The sequence below is a fragment of the Microbacterium rhizomatis genome (assembly GCF_008710745.1).
In the GTDB taxonomy this organism is placed as follows: domain Bacteria; phylum Actinomycetota; class Actinomycetes; order Actinomycetales; family Microbacteriaceae; genus Microbacterium; species Microbacterium rhizomatis.
On the sequence record NZ_VYSA01000001.1, the window covers coordinates 60,172 to 74,654 of the forward strand.

Annotated in this window: 16 protein-coding genes; 7 read left to right on the forward strand and 9 right to left on the reverse strand. The window is 68.9% G+C overall.

Going from position 1 to position 14,483, the window contains the following annotated elements; genetic code table 11:
• Positions 1 to 68 precede the first annotated feature (68 nt).
• Positions 69 to 509 carry a GNAT family N-acetyltransferase gene (locus tag F6B43_RS00375; RefSeq protein ID WP_150447005.1) on the forward strand — a complete coding sequence of 147 codons (441 nt, stop codon included), beginning with the start codon at positions 69 to 71 and terminating at the stop codon, positions 507 to 509.
• A 17-nt stretch (positions 510 to 526) separates the two neighbouring features.
• Here F6B43_RS00375 and F6B43_RS00380 read toward each other — a convergent pair whose 3' ends face one another.
• The 4 genes from F6B43_RS00380 to F6B43_RS00395 all read right to left on the reverse strand — a co-directional run bounded on the left by F6B43_RS00380 (position 527) and on the right by F6B43_RS00395 (position 3,340).
• A complete protein-coding gene (locus F6B43_RS00380; protein WP_150447006.1) occupies positions 527 to 844 on the reverse strand; it encodes a hypothetical protein in 318 nt (105 codons plus the stop codon).
• An 82-nt stretch (positions 845 to 926) separates the two neighbouring features.
• Complete coding sequence (locus F6B43_RS00385) at positions 927 to 1,946, reverse strand: NADPH:quinone reductase (RefSeq protein WP_150448332.1); 1,020 nt, start codon at positions 1,944 to 1,946, stop codon at positions 927 to 929.
• An 8-nt stretch (positions 1,947 to 1,954) separates the two neighbouring features.
• On the reverse strand, positions 1,955 to 2,800 hold the full coding sequence (locus F6B43_RS00390; RefSeq protein WP_150447007.1) for a PIG-L family deacetylase: 846 nt from the start codon (positions 2,798 to 2,800) through the stop codon (positions 1,955 to 1,957).
• 3 nt (positions 2,801 to 2,803) lie between these two features.
• The gene (locus F6B43_RS00395) at positions 2,804 to 3,340 is read right to left on the reverse strand and encodes a class I SAM-dependent methyltransferase (RefSeq protein ID WP_170285523.1); all 537 of its coding nucleotides are present in this window, start codon (positions 3,338 to 3,340) and stop codon (positions 2,804 to 2,806) included.
• Positions 3,341 to 3,599: 259 nt separating this feature from the next.
• Between F6B43_RS00395 and F6B43_RS00400 the strand changes: the two genes are divergently transcribed.
• The 3 genes from F6B43_RS00400 to F6B43_RS00410 all read left to right on the forward strand — a co-directional run bounded on the left by F6B43_RS00400 (position 3,600) and on the right by F6B43_RS00410 (position 7,341).
• Positions 3,600 to 4,988 (forward strand): sigma 54-interacting transcriptional regulator, encoded by a 1,389-nt coding sequence (locus tag F6B43_RS00400; RefSeq protein ID WP_150448333.1) that lies wholly within the window; start codon positions 3,600 to 3,602, stop codon positions 4,986 to 4,988.
• Positions 4,989 to 5,000: 12 nt separating this feature from the next.
• Entirely contained in the window at positions 5,001 to 7,043 is a 2,043-nt protein-coding gene (locus F6B43_RS00405; protein WP_150447009.1) for a vWA domain-containing protein, read from the forward strand.
• Between the two features lie 127 nt (positions 7,044 to 7,170).
• The gene (locus F6B43_RS00410) at positions 7,171 to 7,341 is read left to right on the forward strand and encodes a CsbD family protein (protein WP_150447010.1); all 171 of its coding nucleotides are present in this window, start codon (positions 7,171 to 7,173) and stop codon (positions 7,339 to 7,341) included.
• A gap of 75 nt (positions 7,342 to 7,416) precedes the next feature.
• On the opposite strand, the gene F6B43_RS00415 is transcribed toward F6B43_RS00410, so the two are convergent.
• Entirely contained in the window at positions 7,417 to 8,574 is a 1,158-nt protein-coding gene (locus F6B43_RS00415; protein ID WP_150447011.1) for an SLC13 family permease, read from the reverse strand.
• Between the two features lie 28 nt (positions 8,575 to 8,602).
• Here F6B43_RS00415 and F6B43_RS00420 point away from each other — a divergent pair, with 28 nt between their 5' ends.
• Positions 8,603 to 8,995 (forward strand): ester cyclase, encoded by a 393-nt coding sequence (locus F6B43_RS00420; RefSeq protein WP_150447012.1) that lies wholly within the window; start codon positions 8,603 to 8,605, stop codon positions 8,993 to 8,995.
• Positions 8,996 to 9,001: 6 nt separating this feature from the next.
• Here F6B43_RS00420 and F6B43_RS00425 read toward each other — a convergent pair whose 3' ends face one another.
• On the reverse strand, positions 9,002 to 9,361 hold the full coding sequence (locus F6B43_RS00425; protein WP_150447013.1) for a phage baseplate assembly protein V: 360 nt from the start codon (positions 9,359 to 9,361) through the stop codon (positions 9,002 to 9,004).
• A 137-nt stretch (positions 9,362 to 9,498) separates the two neighbouring features.
• Between F6B43_RS00425 and F6B43_RS00430 the strand changes: the two genes are divergently transcribed.
• Positions 9,499 to 9,933 carry a hypothetical protein gene (locus F6B43_RS00430; RefSeq protein WP_150447014.1) on the forward strand — a complete coding sequence of 145 codons (435 nt, stop codon included), beginning with the start codon at positions 9,499 to 9,501 and terminating at the stop codon, positions 9,931 to 9,933.
• A 57-nt stretch (positions 9,934 to 9,990) separates the two neighbouring features.
• On the opposite strand, the gene F6B43_RS00435 is transcribed toward F6B43_RS00430, so the two are convergent.
• The 3 genes from F6B43_RS00435 to F6B43_RS00445 form a co-directional block, all read right to left on the reverse strand.
• Positions 9,991 to 10,506: a hypothetical protein gene (locus tag F6B43_RS00435; protein ID WP_150447015.1), complete on the reverse strand. Its 516-nt coding sequence runs from the start codon at positions 10,504 to 10,506 to the stop codon at positions 9,991 to 9,993.
• A 364-nt stretch (positions 10,507 to 10,870) separates the two neighbouring features.
• Entirely contained in the window at positions 10,871 to 11,614 is a 744-nt protein-coding gene (locus F6B43_RS00440; RefSeq protein WP_150447016.1) for a formylglycine-generating enzyme family protein, read from the reverse strand.
• 9 nt (positions 11,615 to 11,623) lie between these two features.
• The gene (locus F6B43_RS00445; protein ID WP_150447017.1) at positions 11,624 to 12,652 is read right to left on the reverse strand and encodes a zinc-dependent alcohol dehydrogenase; all 1,029 of its coding nucleotides are present in this window, start codon (positions 12,650 to 12,652) and stop codon (positions 11,624 to 11,626) included.
• A 103-nt stretch (positions 12,653 to 12,755) separates the two neighbouring features.
• Here F6B43_RS00445 and F6B43_RS00450 point away from each other — a divergent pair, with 103 nt between their 5' ends.
• Positions 12,756 to 14,474: an IlvD/Edd family dehydratase gene (locus F6B43_RS00450; RefSeq protein ID WP_150447018.1), complete on the forward strand. Its 1,719-nt coding sequence runs from the start codon at positions 12,756 to 12,758 to the stop codon at positions 14,472 to 14,474.
• Positions 14,475 to 14,483: the final 9 nt, after the last annotated feature.

The window sequence follows — 14,483 nt, forward strand, 5'->3', positions numbered from 1 at the left end:
TCGCAACAGGCCACGGAACCTGCTGCGGCACGCTCCGGCCGGGCGCCGGCAATGGTGAGATCGATCACATGCCGAGTCAACTGAGCTTCTCATCCGACATCTCGACGATCGACGTCGAAACGGTGCATCGCTGGCTCTCCGAAGAGTCGTACTGGGCACGCGGCCGAACCCGTGAGGCGCACGAGCGCGCGATGGCCGGCTCACGCAACTACGGGGTGTTCGACGCCGGCGACGGACGCCAGCTCGGCTACGCCCGAGCGATCACCGATGGCGCGACGTTCGCGTGGATCGCCGACGTCTTCGTCGATCCCGAGTCCCGCGGGCGAGGCGTCGGGAAACGGATCATGGCGGGCATCATCGAGGATCTCGAGCCGCTGGAACTCAAACGCGTCGCATTGTTCACCGAAGACGCGCACGGCCTCTACGAGCAGTTCGGGTTCGAGCAGCTCACCGACCCCGAGTCATGGATGCTCCGGTGGGGACGCGGGTACGGGCCGAGCGCGGTCTAGCTGGCCGGCGCCCGGCGTCACTCCGGGTGGCTGCTGTGGTCGTGCACGTCGGGTTCTGCCCGCACGAGGTCGGCCGCCTCTTCCTCGGGCCGCGGAGCGATCGTCTCGTCATCCTCCAGTTCGGGGATGCTCGGCTCGCCCGCATTCGGAACGTGCTCACCCGTGTGGCCCGGGACCTCGCTCGCGATCACGCCGACACCGACCGCCTCGTGGTCGGGATGCTCATCCGCTCCGCCGCCCTTCGGCTCCTGGCCGGGCTCCTTCTCGGTGCTCGGTTCGGCGAGCACGTCGGTCGACGGCTCATCGGACGGCTGCTCTTGACGTTCGGAGGTCATGTGATCGCTCTCTCGTAGGTGGTTGACCCTCCCACCGTGATGGCGGGCCGACCGGATGGCAACGGGCTTGACGTTCCGAGATTCAGTGATTGCCCCCGGAGACATCGATCAGCACCTTGCCGACGGCGCCGTGTTCGACAGCGTCGTGGGCCTGCGCCGTCTGCTCGAGCGGGAACCACGTCAGGGGGAGCCCTGCAGGCGCGCCGACCGGCAGCGCCCCATCCACCAGCGCGGCGGTGATGTCGCCGGCAGCCGTGGCGAGGGCGCCATCGCCGACCGTGTAAAGAAGCAGGCCCTGAATGCGTACGTTCTTGGCGAAGACGGGGCGCACGGGAAGCGTCGTCCGATCGCCCCCGTTGTCGGCGTAGAACGCCAGGGATCCGTGATTGGCGATGACCTCGCCGTCGAGGTCGGCGTTCTGCGCGATCGAGACCTCCACGATGTGGTCGACGCCGCTCGGGGCGACGGAGGAGATCTGGGCGGCAGCATCCGCGTCCCGATAGTTCACCACGTGATGCGCTCCGGCGGCACGGGCCAAGGCGCTCTTCGCTTCGCTCGAGACGGTCGCGATGACGGTCGCACCGGCCCAGACGGCGAGCTGGATGGCGGCATGGCCGACGGCGCCGGCGCCCCCGGCAACGAGAACCACGCGGCCATCGAGAGCGCCGGGATACAGGCGATCGGGGCCGGAGTCGTGGACTGTGAGCGCGCGGTGTGCCGTCATGGCGGGCACTCCGAGGCTCGCCCCGACGTCGAATCCCACGCCGTCGGGCAGTCGCACCGCTCGATGAGAAGGCACCACCGTGTATTCCTGGGCTGTCCCGGTCGGTCGGCCGTGCTGGGCGAGGTAGATCCACACCCGGTCTCCGACCGAGAGATCTCCCACCCCGTCCCCGACAGCGTCGACCGTGCCCGCGCCGTCCTGGTTCGGCACGACCTCGGCGAAGGCGGCGCCGCTTTCGCGGGCCTTCCAATCGGTGGGGTTGACGCCGGATACGGCGACTTTGACCCGGACCTCCCCGGGTCCGGGGACCGGAAGATCCTGATCGGCGAGCGAGAGGACAGACGAATCACCGGCCCGGGAGTACACGATCGCTCTCATGGTGTCGCTCATCCTTCCGCTCGCGCGCCGATCTCGCTGTGCGGCACGAGGTATTCGCGCTGCAGCCATTCGCCGAAGCCGCGGACGCCGAGGTAGTCCCGGGCCTCCGGCCGTGTCACGACGGGATCGTTCGCCCCGTAGGCGGCGAACACCGTGAGCTTGCGGTCGAGCAGTTCCGGATCGATGTTCGCGGGGCGCCGTGCGCTCGGATAACCGATCGCGTAGCGGACCATGTCCGCCGGGATGATGCCGGTCTCGACCACCGCGGACACGACCCGGCCCACCGTCTGGTGATCGGGGTGATCGTCTCCATCGGGATCCTCGAAGCCGGGGTAATTGGTGATCACGATCGTCGGCTTGTGCAGCGCGACCAGCTCGGCCACGGTGCTGTGGAGCTGATCGAGCGTGACCGACTGCCTGTCGTCGATCGTCCGGATCTCGGAGAGCTCACCGTTCAGCACCTTCGGAAGGCTGTGCCAGCCGGTGGCGGCGTAGCCGCCGCCACGCAGACCGCCGTCCGGCAGCCGGAGGAACGACAGTGAGATCCGGTCATCACCGTCCGGGCGGGTGACGGTGAGGAAGAGGCCGTTGGCCAGCACGAGCGTCTCATCAGACCAGGGACCGGCCGCGCCGCGCATCGTGTCGTACGCGGCGCGGATGCCGCGCTCCCGACCCTCGGCATACTCCGACACGCCCTTGCCCGCGTCCGACCCCGTGAAGAAGAACGTGTGTGCACGGTGCCCCTCGGCGAGCGCCCGCAGAAGCGTGGGATTGGCGAAGACGAGGTCGTCGTCGTAATGAGCCCAGAACATGGCGATCGTCTCGATCGAACGTTCGTCGTCGGTGAGTGCCATGGGTCAACGCTTCCGGAAGAACTCGAAACGATGACCGTATGGCGTTTCAGGGATGAAGTGGTCGGCGCCGACCGGCGGGAAGTCGACCCGGCGGAAGCGCGCGTCGAAAAGCGCCTCGAGTCCGGGTACGCGGTGTCCTTCGACGTCGTTCCAGCCCACGACGAGCCACGCATCCGGTCGCATGACGGCCGCGCACGCGTCGAGCGCCTGCGTCACGGCAGGGGGAGTGTTGACCCCCCACCCGATCACCCCGTTGCACACGACGAGATCGAAGGTTTCGGGGTCGAAGGCCGAATCGAGCTGCGTAGCCGACACCGTGCGGTGGTTCTGCCCGGCGATGCGCTGCTTCTCCGGATCGATGTCGACGGTCCAGTAGTCCTTGCCCTTGAACAGGCGAGGGTAGGAGCGGGTGTACCAGGCGACGCCGATGTCCAGGACATGGCGCACGTCGTCGTCCGCGAGGAAGAAGGGGACGATGACGTCTTCGAGGAACACCCGGTCGGTGGTCGCGAGGCGCCATCGCCCGTTCTTCCATCGCATCTTGCTTCGGAGCCTGATGCCTCGGGGAACCAGCTTCTTGATATTTAGTGGGGACATGCCTCAGTTTCAGGTCTCGGAGAATACTTCGGGAACGAACTGTCAATGCCCCCGGCGCGTCGGGGCGCGACGTAACGATTCGACGGTATCAACCCATCCCACCTACACGGACACGACACTGTCAAGGCGTTGAAGTTTGCCGCATCCGGCCCTCAGGCCTCGCGACGAGACTTACTCTCTCGTCATGACATCAGCCCACGTCATGGCACCGCCGCCCGAAATCATGACGGTCGGGGCGCTGCGCGCCTCCGGCCACACCTACCGGCCGCTGCGCGTCGAGCTTCGCGAGAACCTCCTCTCGGCTCTTGCGAACGGCACCGATCCGTGGCCGGGAATCCACGGATTCGACACCACGGTGATCCCGCAGCTCGAGCGCGCACTGCTCGCCGGGCACGACGTCGTGCTGCTCGGCGAACGAGGCCAGGGCAAGACGCGTGTCCTCCGCAGCCTCGCGGGACTGCTCGACGAATGGAGCCCGATCATCGAAGGGTCGGAGCTGGGGGAGCATCCGTTCCATCCGGTGATTCCGGCATCCCGGCGCCGCGCGTCGGAGCTCGGCGACGACCTGCCGATCGCGTGGCGGCATCGGTCCGAGCGGTATACCGAGAAGCTCGCGACCCCCGATACCTCGGTCGCCGATCTGATCGGCGACGTCGACCCGATCAAGGTCGCCGAGGGCCGTTCCCTGGGCGATCCCGAGACGATCCACTACGGACTCATCCCGCGCAGCCACCGCGGGATCGTCGCGATCAACGAGCTGCCCGATCTCGCCGAACGCATCCAGGTGTCGCTGCTGAACGTCATGGAGGAGCGCGACATCCAGATCCGCGGCTACGTGCTGCGCCTCGATCTCGATGTGCTCGTCGTGGCCAGCGCGAACCCCGAGGACTACACGAACCGCGGGCGCATCATCACGCCGCTGCAAGACAGATTCGGCGCCGAGATCCGCACGCACTACCCCCAGACGATCGAGGAGGAGATCGCGGTGATCCGGCAGGAGGCCGACCTGGTCGCCGAGGTTCCCGAGCATCTGCTCGAAGTGCTGGCACGGTTCACCCGCAACCTTCGCGAGTCGGATGCTGTCGATCAGCGCGCCGGAGTATCGGCGCGCTTCGCGATCGCCGGCGCCGAGACGATCGCTGCGGCCGCGCTTCACCGCGCGACGCGCCAGCACGAGGAGGTCGGCGTGGCGCGGCCGGTCGATCTGGAGACCGCCGTGGACGTGCTCGGGGGAAAGATCGAGTTCGAGACCGGTGAGGAGGGCCGCGAACGGGCCATCCTGGAGCACCTGCTGCGCACGGCGGTGATCGAGACGGCACGTGCGCACCTGCGCGGGATCGATTCGCGAGGGCTCGTCGACGCTCTCCACGACGGTGCGACGGTCATGACGGGCGAGCAGGTTCCGGCCGCCGATGTGCTCGCCGCGATGCCGATCCTCGGCGAGTCCGATCTGTATGACCGGGTCGCCGAGCGGTTCGGTGCGCAGACGCCGGGCGAGCGCGCCGGCGCCCTCGAGCTGCTCCTGGAGTCGCTCTACCTCGAACGCCGGATCAGCAAGGACAGCGCCGCGGGGGAGACGGTCTATGGCTGAGCAGGCGAGCTGATGGCTCGCGGATTCCACCGCGCACCGGCGCACACCAACAGGTACGGGGCCTATGACGGAGGGCCCGATCCGCTCGCGCCTCCCGTCGAGGTGCAGGAGGCTCTGGAAGCCATCGGGCGGGACGTCATGTCGGGGACGTCGGCCGAACGCGCGATGCGCGAATACCTGCGTCGCGGCAGTCGCGACAGGCAGGGCCTCGACGAGCTGGCACGGCGAGTGCGCGAGAAGCGTGCCGAGCTGACCCGGCGGCACCGCCTCGACGGGACGCTCGAAGAGGTCAGGAAGCTCCTGGACCACGCTCTGCTCGAGGAACGAAAGCGCCTCGCCACCGACGTCGAGATGGACGACGACGCTCGCTCCTTCGCTCAGATGCGCATCGAGAACCTGCCGCCGAGCACTCCCGCGGCCGTCAGCGACCTCGCCGACTACGACTGGAGCAGCCCCGCCGCCCGCGCCGACTACGAGCAGATCAAGGAGCTCCTCGGCCGTGAGCTGCTCGACCAGCGCTTCGCCGGGATGAAGAACGCACTCGAGGGTGCGACGGATGCCGATCGCCAGGCAGTCCGCGACATGCTGACCGACCTGAATGCGCTCCTCGAGAAGCGTCGGTTCGGCGAAGACACCCCCGAGGATTTCGACGAGTTCATGCGAAAGCACGGCGCACAGTTCCCCGAGAACCCGCAGAACCTCGATGAGCTCCTGGATGCGCTCGCCGAGCGCTCCGCGGCGGCCCAGCGCATGCTCAACTCGATGACCCCCGAGCAGCGCGAAGAGCTCATGCAGCTCGCGGCTCAGGCCTTCGGCTCACCGGAGCTCCTGCAGGCACTCACCCAGCTCGACGACAACCTGCGCTCACTCAGACCCGGCGAGGACTGGGGCGGCTCCGCATCCTTCTCCGGTGACGAGCCGACCGGTCTCGGCGAGGCGACGGGCATCATGCAGGACCTCTCGGACCTCGATTCGCTGGCTGACCAGCTCAGTCAGAGCTATCCCGGAGCGCGGATGGACGACGTCGACGTCGACGCACTCGCCCGCCTGGTCGGCGACGATGCCGCCGTCAGCGCGCGGGCCCTTCGCGACCTCGAGCAGGAGCTGAAGAACACCGGGATGCTGCACCGGGCGTCCGATGGAGCGTTGCGCCTGACACCCCGTGCGATGCGGCAGCTCGGCAGAGCCCTGCTGCGCGATATCGCGACGCGTCAGTCCGGGCGTACGGGTCGCCGTGAGACGCGCAGCACCGGCGCAGCGGGTGATCGCACGGGCTCGACCCGGGAGTGGGCCTTCGGCGACACCGAGGCCTGGGACATCCCCCGCACCGTGTCGAACGCCGTGTTGCGCACCGTCGCCGACGGTGGAGACACCACCGCCGGGGTGCGACTCGAGACGCGCGATGTGGAGGTGGTCGAAACCGAGGACCGCACGCGGGCTGCCGTCGCGCTGCTGGTCGACACGTCGTTCTCGATGGAGATGGACGGGCGTTGGGTTCCGATGAAGCGCACCGCGCTGGCGCTGCATCACCTCATCACGAGTCGGTTCCGCGGAGACGATCTCCAGCTGATCGCGTTCGCGCGCTATGCCGAGGTGATCGATATCGAGCAGCTCACCGCGAAGGAGTCGGTGTGGGACAAGGGAACGAACCTGCACCACGCGCTGCTGCTCGCTCAGCGCCACTTCCGGCGGCACCCGACGGCTCAACCCGTGCTGCTCGTCGTCACGGACGGCGAGCCGACGTCACACCTCGAGCCCGACGGCACGACCTACTTCGACTACCCGCCCGACCCGCGCACGGTCGCTGTGACCGTGCGCGAGCTCGACAACGTACAGAGGCTCGGCGCTCAGACGACCTTCTTCCGCTTGGGAGACGACCCGGGCCTCGCGCGGTTCATGGAGGCTCTCGCCCGCCGTGCCGGCGGCAGCGTCGTGGCGCCGGAACTCGACGACCTCGGGCGTGCGGTCGTAGAGAGCTATCTCGGCTCGCGGCAGACCGGGCGCGGCTCACCGGAGGACTTCGGCGGGATGCTCCGCGGCAGAGCCTGGTGGTGAGCCGTCGCTGGCGACTTGCCGATCGCCTGCCCTTCGTCAAGCCCCTTTGCGGACCCCGGCGGCCGGCGTGAGATGGGATGCGGGCCGCGAAGAAATCCCGCGGTGACCGCGATCAGAGGAGACCAGTATGGGCATCGACGACAAGATCAAGAACGCCGCGGAAGACCTCACCGGCAAGGCCAAGGAAGCGGCCGGCAAGGTCACCGGAAACGAGCGGCTCGAGGCCGAGGGCGATGCCGACCAGACGAAGGCGTCCGTGAAGAAGGCCGGCGAGAACGTGAAGGACGCCCTCAAGTAGCGGCGCTTTCGGCCGGGGAGCGCGTGCGCGGTCCCCGGCCGCTTCTCTGCCCGTGCGGCGGTACGCGCAGGGTCCCTACGCGAACGCGAGCGGAATGACCGAGAGTGCGACGATGACGGGCGCCGCCAGGAGGCCCAGGAGCACATAACGGCGCCAGACCACGTCCACACCCAGCGCCTGCAGGCGCTCGTGCCAGAGAAGAGTGGCGAGCGACGCCCACGGCGTGATCAGGGACCCCGCATTCACTCCCACGAGCAGTGCCGCCAGACGCGCCGGCGCGTCGGCCACCGACTCGAGCGCGAGGTAGGCCGGAAGGTTGTTGATGGCGTTGGCGCCCAGCATCCCGACTCCCGCCAGCTGCCAGAGCGACGGCAGATCGCTGCCGGTGCCGGCGATGACCTCGAGGAGTGCGCGCGACCCCGCGGCCTCGAGCGCGGCGATCGCGAGGAACAGGCCGGAGGCGAAGACGACGAGCTGCCAGGGCACGAGCGTGACCGTGATCACGCGGGGCGATCGCCAGAGGAACAGGATCACGAGGAGTGCGGCTGCTGCCGTCGCCGGGATCCATGGCGGGATGCCGCTGACCAGGAGCGGCAGCAGGACCACGACGATCGCCGCCGCGACGGTCAGCTGAACGCGGTCCGCGATCGCGGGGCGCGGCGCTGCCGGGTACCGCCCGCGCAGCCCGCGGCGATGGAACAGCCAGAGCAGCAGCACGGTCACGACGATCGCGATCAGCGCCGGAAGTCCCAGGACAGTGGCGAACTGCACGGGGCTCGCGTTCAGCCGATCTGCGGCGAGCAGATTCGTGAGATTCGATACGGGCAGCACGAGCGACGCCGTGTTGGCGAGCCAGACGGTGGTGAAGGCGAAGGGCATGACGTCGAGTCGGTGCGCCCGCGCGATCGTGATCACGACGGGAGTGAGCAGCACCGCCGTGGTGTCGAGTGAGAGCAGCGATGTGGCGGCAACGGCGAGCACGACCACCAGCATCCACAGCACCAGCGTGCGCCCGCGGGCGACGCGGGCGAGCGCGTCGGCGGCGACATCGAACACGCCCGCGGTCGCGGCGAGTTCTGCGACCACCGTGATCGCCACGACGAACAGGAGGATCGGCCAGACGCGGTCGGCGATGCCCAGCGCGTCGGCGACGGGGAGGACGCCGGTCGCAACGGCGATCACACCGGCAACCCACAGCACGCTGCCGATCAGAGCGAGTCTCACGGCATCCATCCTCGCGGACCCCACCGATAATGAGCACGTGGAGACGTGGGAGATGCGGGAGTGGTATGCCGACTACCTGGACGCCTGCAACCGGCACGACCTCGACGCGATTGGCTCCTTCATCGACCCGGCGGTGCGGCGCGCGCACCTGCCCGGCGGCGTCGATGCGTGGCTGGGCGACCTGGCCGATCTGTTCCACGGATTCCCCGACTGGCGCTGGCGGCGCATCCAGCTGATCGTCGAAGACGATCGGGTGGCCGTGCACCTCAGGGCGACGGGCACGCACGCCGGGATCTTCCGCGGCATCGCGCCCACTCGCCGGCACGTGAACGTCGCGGAGTTCGCGATGTACCGTGTCAGCAACGGCCGCATCGTGGAGTTGTCGGGCACGACGGACAACCTCGAGCTGCTCTCGCAGCTGCAGGCGTGATCGCCGCTACCGGTAGGGATTGGATGCGGCGCCCGCGCCGGTGCCATCCCCATCGGCGTCCGCGTCGATCGCGCCGGCGGCATGGCCGCGGTCCCACGCGTCGCCCAGCGCCTCGAGGTCGCGCGCGAGCGCATCCCGACGGGACGGGGCATGAACCAGCCCGAGTACGACGGGCTGCGCGGGGTCGTCCCCCTCGTATGCGATCCACACTTCGGCGCCGATCGGCACGTCCTGAGCCACGAACGCGGCGATCGGAAAGACTCGCGCAGCCCAGGCCGTGGATCCGGTCGCCGGGTCGCTCACCTGCAGGCGGCCCTCGCCTTCGGGGTCGATGTTCGAACTCACGGTCGCTCGGTGGATGGACACGCGTTCACCGTATCGCCGAGCGGGGTTGCGACGGGCTTCGCACAGATCGGTCAGGATTCGAGAAGTGCGGTGTGGTCGCGCGTCGTAGCGTGTTCTCAGGCCCGGAACGGCCCATCGACATCGACGAGGAGCATCACATGGCTGAAAAGACCGCGGGGCTGTCCAAGGAGGAGCGCGACGCCGTCAAGCAACGTGCCGCCGAGCTGCGAGCGCAGGAGAAGGCGGGCGCGACCCGGGCAGCGGGCGAGAAGGCGGTGCGCGACGCGATCGCCGCGCTGCCGGACGCCGATCGCGTGCTGGCCGAGGGAATCGACCGGATCGTGACCGACGTCGCTCCGCAGCTCTTCCCGAAGACCTGGTACGGGTTCCCGTCGTATGCCGATGAGAACGGCAAGGTCGTGGTCTTCTTCAAGGCGGCATCGAAGTTCACCTCGCGCTACGCGACCCTCGGGTTCGAAGAGGCAGCGCAGCTCGACGACGGCGACCTGTGGGTCACGTCGTTCGCACTGCTGGCCCTCACCCCGGAGACCGAGAAGACGATCGCGGAGCACGTGCGCCGGGCCGCCGGCTGAACGGCGCCCACGGGTGGCGCGGCCGCTTCCACGCGTCAGCTGATCGCCGACCGATGCTTAGAGGTCGCCGTAGTCGTTTCCGCCGGACTGGATGCTGACGACCGCGTCACCATCCAGCAGGATGAGGATGAAGTCCGAGCCGACCGCCCCGGGCGTTGTCAGCGAGTTCGTGCCACTTACGGCACGAGCGTCGAGCTGGAGGAAATCCCCCTTGCCATCGCCGTCACCGTCGAACGACGACTCCTGCGCGCCCCGCGCGACGGCGTCGGCGCGAGACATTCCGAGGCGGATGCCGCCGATCGCGGTGAGCTGCACCCCGTTCACCTCGGACGTGGTGAAGGCGACGTGGGTGCGCGACTGGGCTTCGTCGGGAACGACCGCCCTCACCCCTCCCCAGTCGTAGTACGTCTGGGCGAACTGATACTTCGCGTCGGGTGCATCGCGGGTGCCGGCCGGTGAGCTTCCGAGCAGCTCGTTGAAAAGTGCGACGATCGCGGGACCATCCGTGAAGGCGACCGACGCCATCGTCTTGCCGTCGGCTCCTACGACGGTCAGGCCGTCAAGTGACGTCACCACCGCCTCGGCGGTGGCGCTCGCAGCCGGCGTAGGGGTGTGGGACGGTGACGTCGTCACGGGTCCCGACGGCGAGGGACTGGTGGGATTTGCGGACGTTGCCGTGCACCCAGGGAGAAGCAATACTGCGGCGATCAGGAGAACGAGGGGACGTCGGAGGTGCACACCTTCATCCCATCATCCGAGTCCGCGACTCTCGCGACACGCTCCGCAACACTTTCATTCCGATCACGCGGATCACGCGGGCCACCGGTAGACGCGTGCATTGCGAAGGACGGATGTGACAGGAGTCGCCGGGTGTGGCAGATCCGGCTCCCTCCGAAGCCCGCCGTCCTTCCGGATGTACAGCCCGCCGTCTAGGCCGTCAGCGTCGAGGCGTCCACCCGCGCGGCAGCGGGCCGTCGCCGGCCGCGCGCTCTCGGTCGACCGCGGCTGACCACCCTTGGGCTGCGTCCGAACCGTCGAAGCCGCCCCGCGCCACCCGGAAGCCAACGTCCTCGTGGTGCATCCGCGGGGCGCCTCCGCGACGGGTCGACGCCCGGACGCTCCAGGCGTCGTCGGCGAAACCGCCCCCGCGGAACACCCGGTAGTCGTCGTAGCGCGCGGGATCGAGAAGATCCCAGCACCATTCCCACACATTGCCGAGTGTGTCGAAGAGCCCGTTCAGGTTCGGGAGCTTGCCGCCGACGTTCTGCGGTGCGGTCACGCCGTCGGCGCTGGTCCAGGCCACTTCGGCGAGCGGTCCGTAGTGCGCGGCGGTCGAGCCCGCGCGGCACGCGTACTCCCACTCTGCCTCGGTCGGCAGCCGGTACCCGTCGGCATCGACGTGCCAGGTCACGTCTTCGCCGTCGAACGTGTAGGCAGGGTCCAGACCCTCCCACTCCGACGCTGCGTTGCAGAAGCGGATGGCGCGGAGCCAGCTCACGTCGGTCGCGGGGCGCCGGGGGTGCTCGGCGGTCTCACCGAGCAGCTCGGCGACCTGCGCCTGCGTCACGGCGTAGACGCCGATCTCGAACGGCTCCAGCTGCACGTCGCGCCCGGCTTTGCGCCGAGCGTCGTGCAGCGTGACCGTCCCGGCCGCGATCGTGGCCATCTCGATGTCGCTCATCCTGGTGGGTCAGACGATCCGTCGCGGGTCGACGTGCACTTTCGGCCCCGGCCCGGCATTCGGGCCGCGTCGTCCCTCGAGTCTCGCGGGGACCTCCTCCAGCGCCACCACCTCACTCACGAGCGCGTCCGGGACGACGGCGCTGCGGGCGAAGCTCTCGATCGCACCCGCCAGCCCCGGAGAAGCGGAGAGGATGCCGACGGCCGTGACGTCCTTGAGCGCGATGTCGCGGGTGTCGACCAGGCTCGGTGTGGACGACAGACCGATGCAGACCACTCGCCCGGCGGGCTTCACGAGCCGAACGCAGAGCGCGGGCATGCGATCGTTGCTCGTCGCATCGATGACAGCGTCGAACCGGTGGGGCGCGGAATCGATGAGGTCGTCGATCGTCGAGGTGTGCGCGACGCCGAGCGACTCGGCGAGGGCCAGGGACGAAGCCCGGACACCGCCGACATGCACCGCGGCACCCTCGGCGAGCGCGAACTGCGCGGCGAGCAGCCCGATGGTTCCCGAGCCGAGCACGAGCACGCGGCGGCCCGGCTCGAGTGTTGCGGCACGAACGGCGCGCAGCGCGTTGCCACCGGGCTCGACGAGTGCCGCCGCCGCGAGACTGACGTGCTCCGGGATCTCGTAGGCGAATCGCGTGGGGATGAGAAGTCGCTCCGCCAGCGCGCCGGCCCAGTCGCCGCGGATGCCGACCTCGGCACGGTTCGGGCAGACGTGGTGGTTTCCTGCGGCGCAGTACTCGCAGTGACCGCAGCCGAGCATGGTGTCGCCCGTCACCCGCTTGCCGAGCCAGGGAGCGTCGGCGGCGTCACCCACAGCCGAGACGCGGCCGGTCCACTCGTGCCCGAGACGGAGGGGAAAGCGCGTGTGCCCCTGCTCGATGTAGGCCATCTCGCCCGTATAGAGCTCCACGTCCGTGCCGCAGATGCCGACCCGTTCCACATCGACGAGCAGCTGCCCGGGGGCGGGGACGGGGTCGGGCACGTCCTGCACGGCGGCGCTCCGGGGCGAGGAGACGACGAGAGCGCGCATCACCGCCTGCTCATCGTGAGCAGTCGGGGTCGGCGCGCGAGGGCTGTGGCATGATTCGGAATATTAGCCAACCATTCGACGCGTCGGTGAATGGGGTTCGACGATGAATCATCTCCGCAGTGCGGAATGGTATCTGGGTGACGATCGCAACGCGTACATCCACCGTGCGTGGATGCGGCGCGGCAACCCGGAAGACTCCGTGGACGGCACGAGGCCGCAGATCGCGATCGCCAATACCGCGTCGGATCTCACCCCGTGCAACATGCATCTGAACGAGGTCGCCGCGGCGGTGAAGAACGGCGTGTGGGCAGCAGGCGGAGTCCCGTACAACCTCCCGGTCGTCTCGCTGGGCGAGACCCAGGTCAGGCCCACGGCGATGCTGTGGCGGAACATGGCGGCGATGGCCATGGAGGAGATGTTCCGCGCGAACCCGATCGACGGACTCGTTCTGCTGGGCGGCTGCGACAAGACCATTCCCGCATTGCTCATGGCCGCGGCATCCGTCGACATCCCCGCGATCGTCGTGCCCGGGGGCCCGATGCTCACGGGGCACTTCCGGGGCGAGGCGCTCGGCTGCGGCACCGATGTGTGGCGATTGAGCGAGGAGGCGCGGGCCGGGACGATATCGCACGCGCAGTTCCTGCAGTCCGAGCAGTCGATGATCCGGGGCAAGGGCCACTGCAACACGATGGGCACGGCATCGACGATGGCCGTTGTCGCCGAAGCTCTCGGCATGACGATTCCGGGTTTCGCGGGCACTCCCGCGGCGGACGCGCGGCTGCTCTCCCTTTCGCACGACACGGGGCGTCTCATCGTCGAGCTCGTCACAGCCGGCCGACGGCCCAGCGACATCATGACGAAAGAGGCGTTCCTCAACGCGATCGTCGCCGTCGCGGCCGTCGGCGGGTCCACCAACTCCGTCATGCACCTCCTCGCGATCGCCGGTCGCCTCGGCATCGACCTCACCCTGGACGATTTCGACGCCGCAGGCGGGGGCGTGCCGGTCCTCGCGGATCTGCAGCCGAGCGGACGGTTCCTCATGGACGACCTCTATCGGGCGGGCGGGGTACTGGCGGTGCTGGCGCAGGTCAAGGACCTGCTGCACGCCGAGCCGATCACCGTCACCGGCAGACCCCTCGTCGATTACCTCGACGATCGTCCCGTCTACGATGACGCCGTCATCCACTCGAGGGATGCTCCGCTCCTGGCCGATGCCGGGATCGCCGTCCTCCGTGGAAACCTCGCCCCCCGCGGCGCGATCATCAAGCCCTCCGCAGCCTCGCCCCACCTGCTCCAGCATGTCGGGCCCGCGGTCGTGTTCGACTCGATCGAAGACATGCACGCCCGGATCGATGATCCGATGCTGGAGGTCACGGCCGATTCGGTGCTGGTCCTCCGCGGGTGCGGACCGCGCGGCTACCCCGGAATGCCCGAAGTGGGCAATATGCCGCTCCCGCGGAAGCTCCTGGCCCAGGGCGTCCGCGACATGGTGCGCATCAGCGACGCGCGCATGAGCGGAACGGCCTACGGCACGGTGATCCTCCACGTGGCTCCGGAAGCCGCCGCAGGAGGGCCGCTGGCCTTCATCCGCACCGGCGACATCGTCACCGTCGACGTCCAGAAGCGCAGCCTCAGCGTCGACGTCGACGAGCGAGAGCTGCAGGCCCGCGGTCAGGCGCGCGCGAGCGTGTCGGCATACGCCGCCCCGGTGCGCGGCTGGGCGAAGCTGTACGTCGACCACGTGATGCAGGCGGACACCGGCGCCGACCTCGACTTCCTCGTGGGGTCCAGCGGCGACCGCGTGGTACGCGAATCGCACTGAAACAGCAGT

What these genes read in the sequence shown, in the direction of transcription:
- F6B43_RS00430 (WP_150447014.1), top strand. Translation starts at nt 9,499, where the DNA reads ATGGCTGAAAAGACCGCGGGGCTGTCCAAGGAGGAGCGCGACGCCGTC.
- F6B43_RS00440 (WP_150447016.1), bottom strand. Translation starts at nt 11,614, where the DNA reads ATGAGCGACATCGAGATGGCCACGATCGCGGCCGGGACGGTCACGCTG.
- F6B43_RS00390 (WP_150447007.1), bottom strand. Translation starts at nt 2,800, where the DNA reads ATGGCACTCACCGACGACGAACGTTCGATCGAGACGATCGCCATGTTC.
- F6B43_RS00380 (WP_150447006.1), bottom strand. Translation starts at nt 844, where the DNA reads ATGACCTCCGAACGTCAAGAGCAGCCGTCCGATGAGCCGTCGACCGAC.
- F6B43_RS00450 (WP_150447018.1), top strand. Translation starts at nt 12,756, where the DNA reads ATGAATCATCTCCGCAGTGCGGAATGGTATCTGGGTGACGATCGCAAC.
- F6B43_RS00410 (WP_150447010.1), top strand. Translation starts at nt 7,171, where the DNA reads ATGGGCATCGACGACAAGATCAAGAACGCCGCGGAAGACCTCACCGGC.
- F6B43_RS00445 (WP_150447017.1), bottom strand. Translation starts at nt 12,652, where the DNA reads ATGCGCGCTCTCGTCGTCTCCTCGCCCCGGAGCGCCGCCGTGCAGGAC.
- F6B43_RS00395 (WP_170285523.1), bottom strand. Translation starts at nt 3,340, where the DNA reads ATGCGATGGAAGAACGGGCGATGGCGCCTCGCGACCACCGACCGGGTG.
- F6B43_RS00400 (WP_150448333.1), top strand. Translation starts at nt 3,600, where the DNA reads ATGGCACCGCCGCCCGAAATCATGACGGTCGGGGCGCTGCGCGCCTCC.
- F6B43_RS00405 (WP_150447009.1), top strand. Translation starts at nt 5,001, where the DNA reads ATGGCTCGCGGATTCCACCGCGCACCGGCGCACACCAACAGGTACGGG.
- F6B43_RS00415 (WP_150447011.1), bottom strand. Translation starts at nt 8,574, where the DNA reads ATGGATGCCGTGAGACTCGCTCTGATCGGCAGCGTGCTGTGGGTTGCC.
- F6B43_RS00375 (WP_150447005.1), top strand. Translation starts at nt 69, where the DNA reads ATGCCGAGTCAACTGAGCTTCTCATCCGACATCTCGACGATCGACGTC.
- F6B43_RS00385 (WP_150448332.1), bottom strand. Translation starts at nt 1,946, where the DNA reads ATGAGAGCGATCGTGTACTCCCGGGCCGGTGATTCGTCTGTCCTCTCG.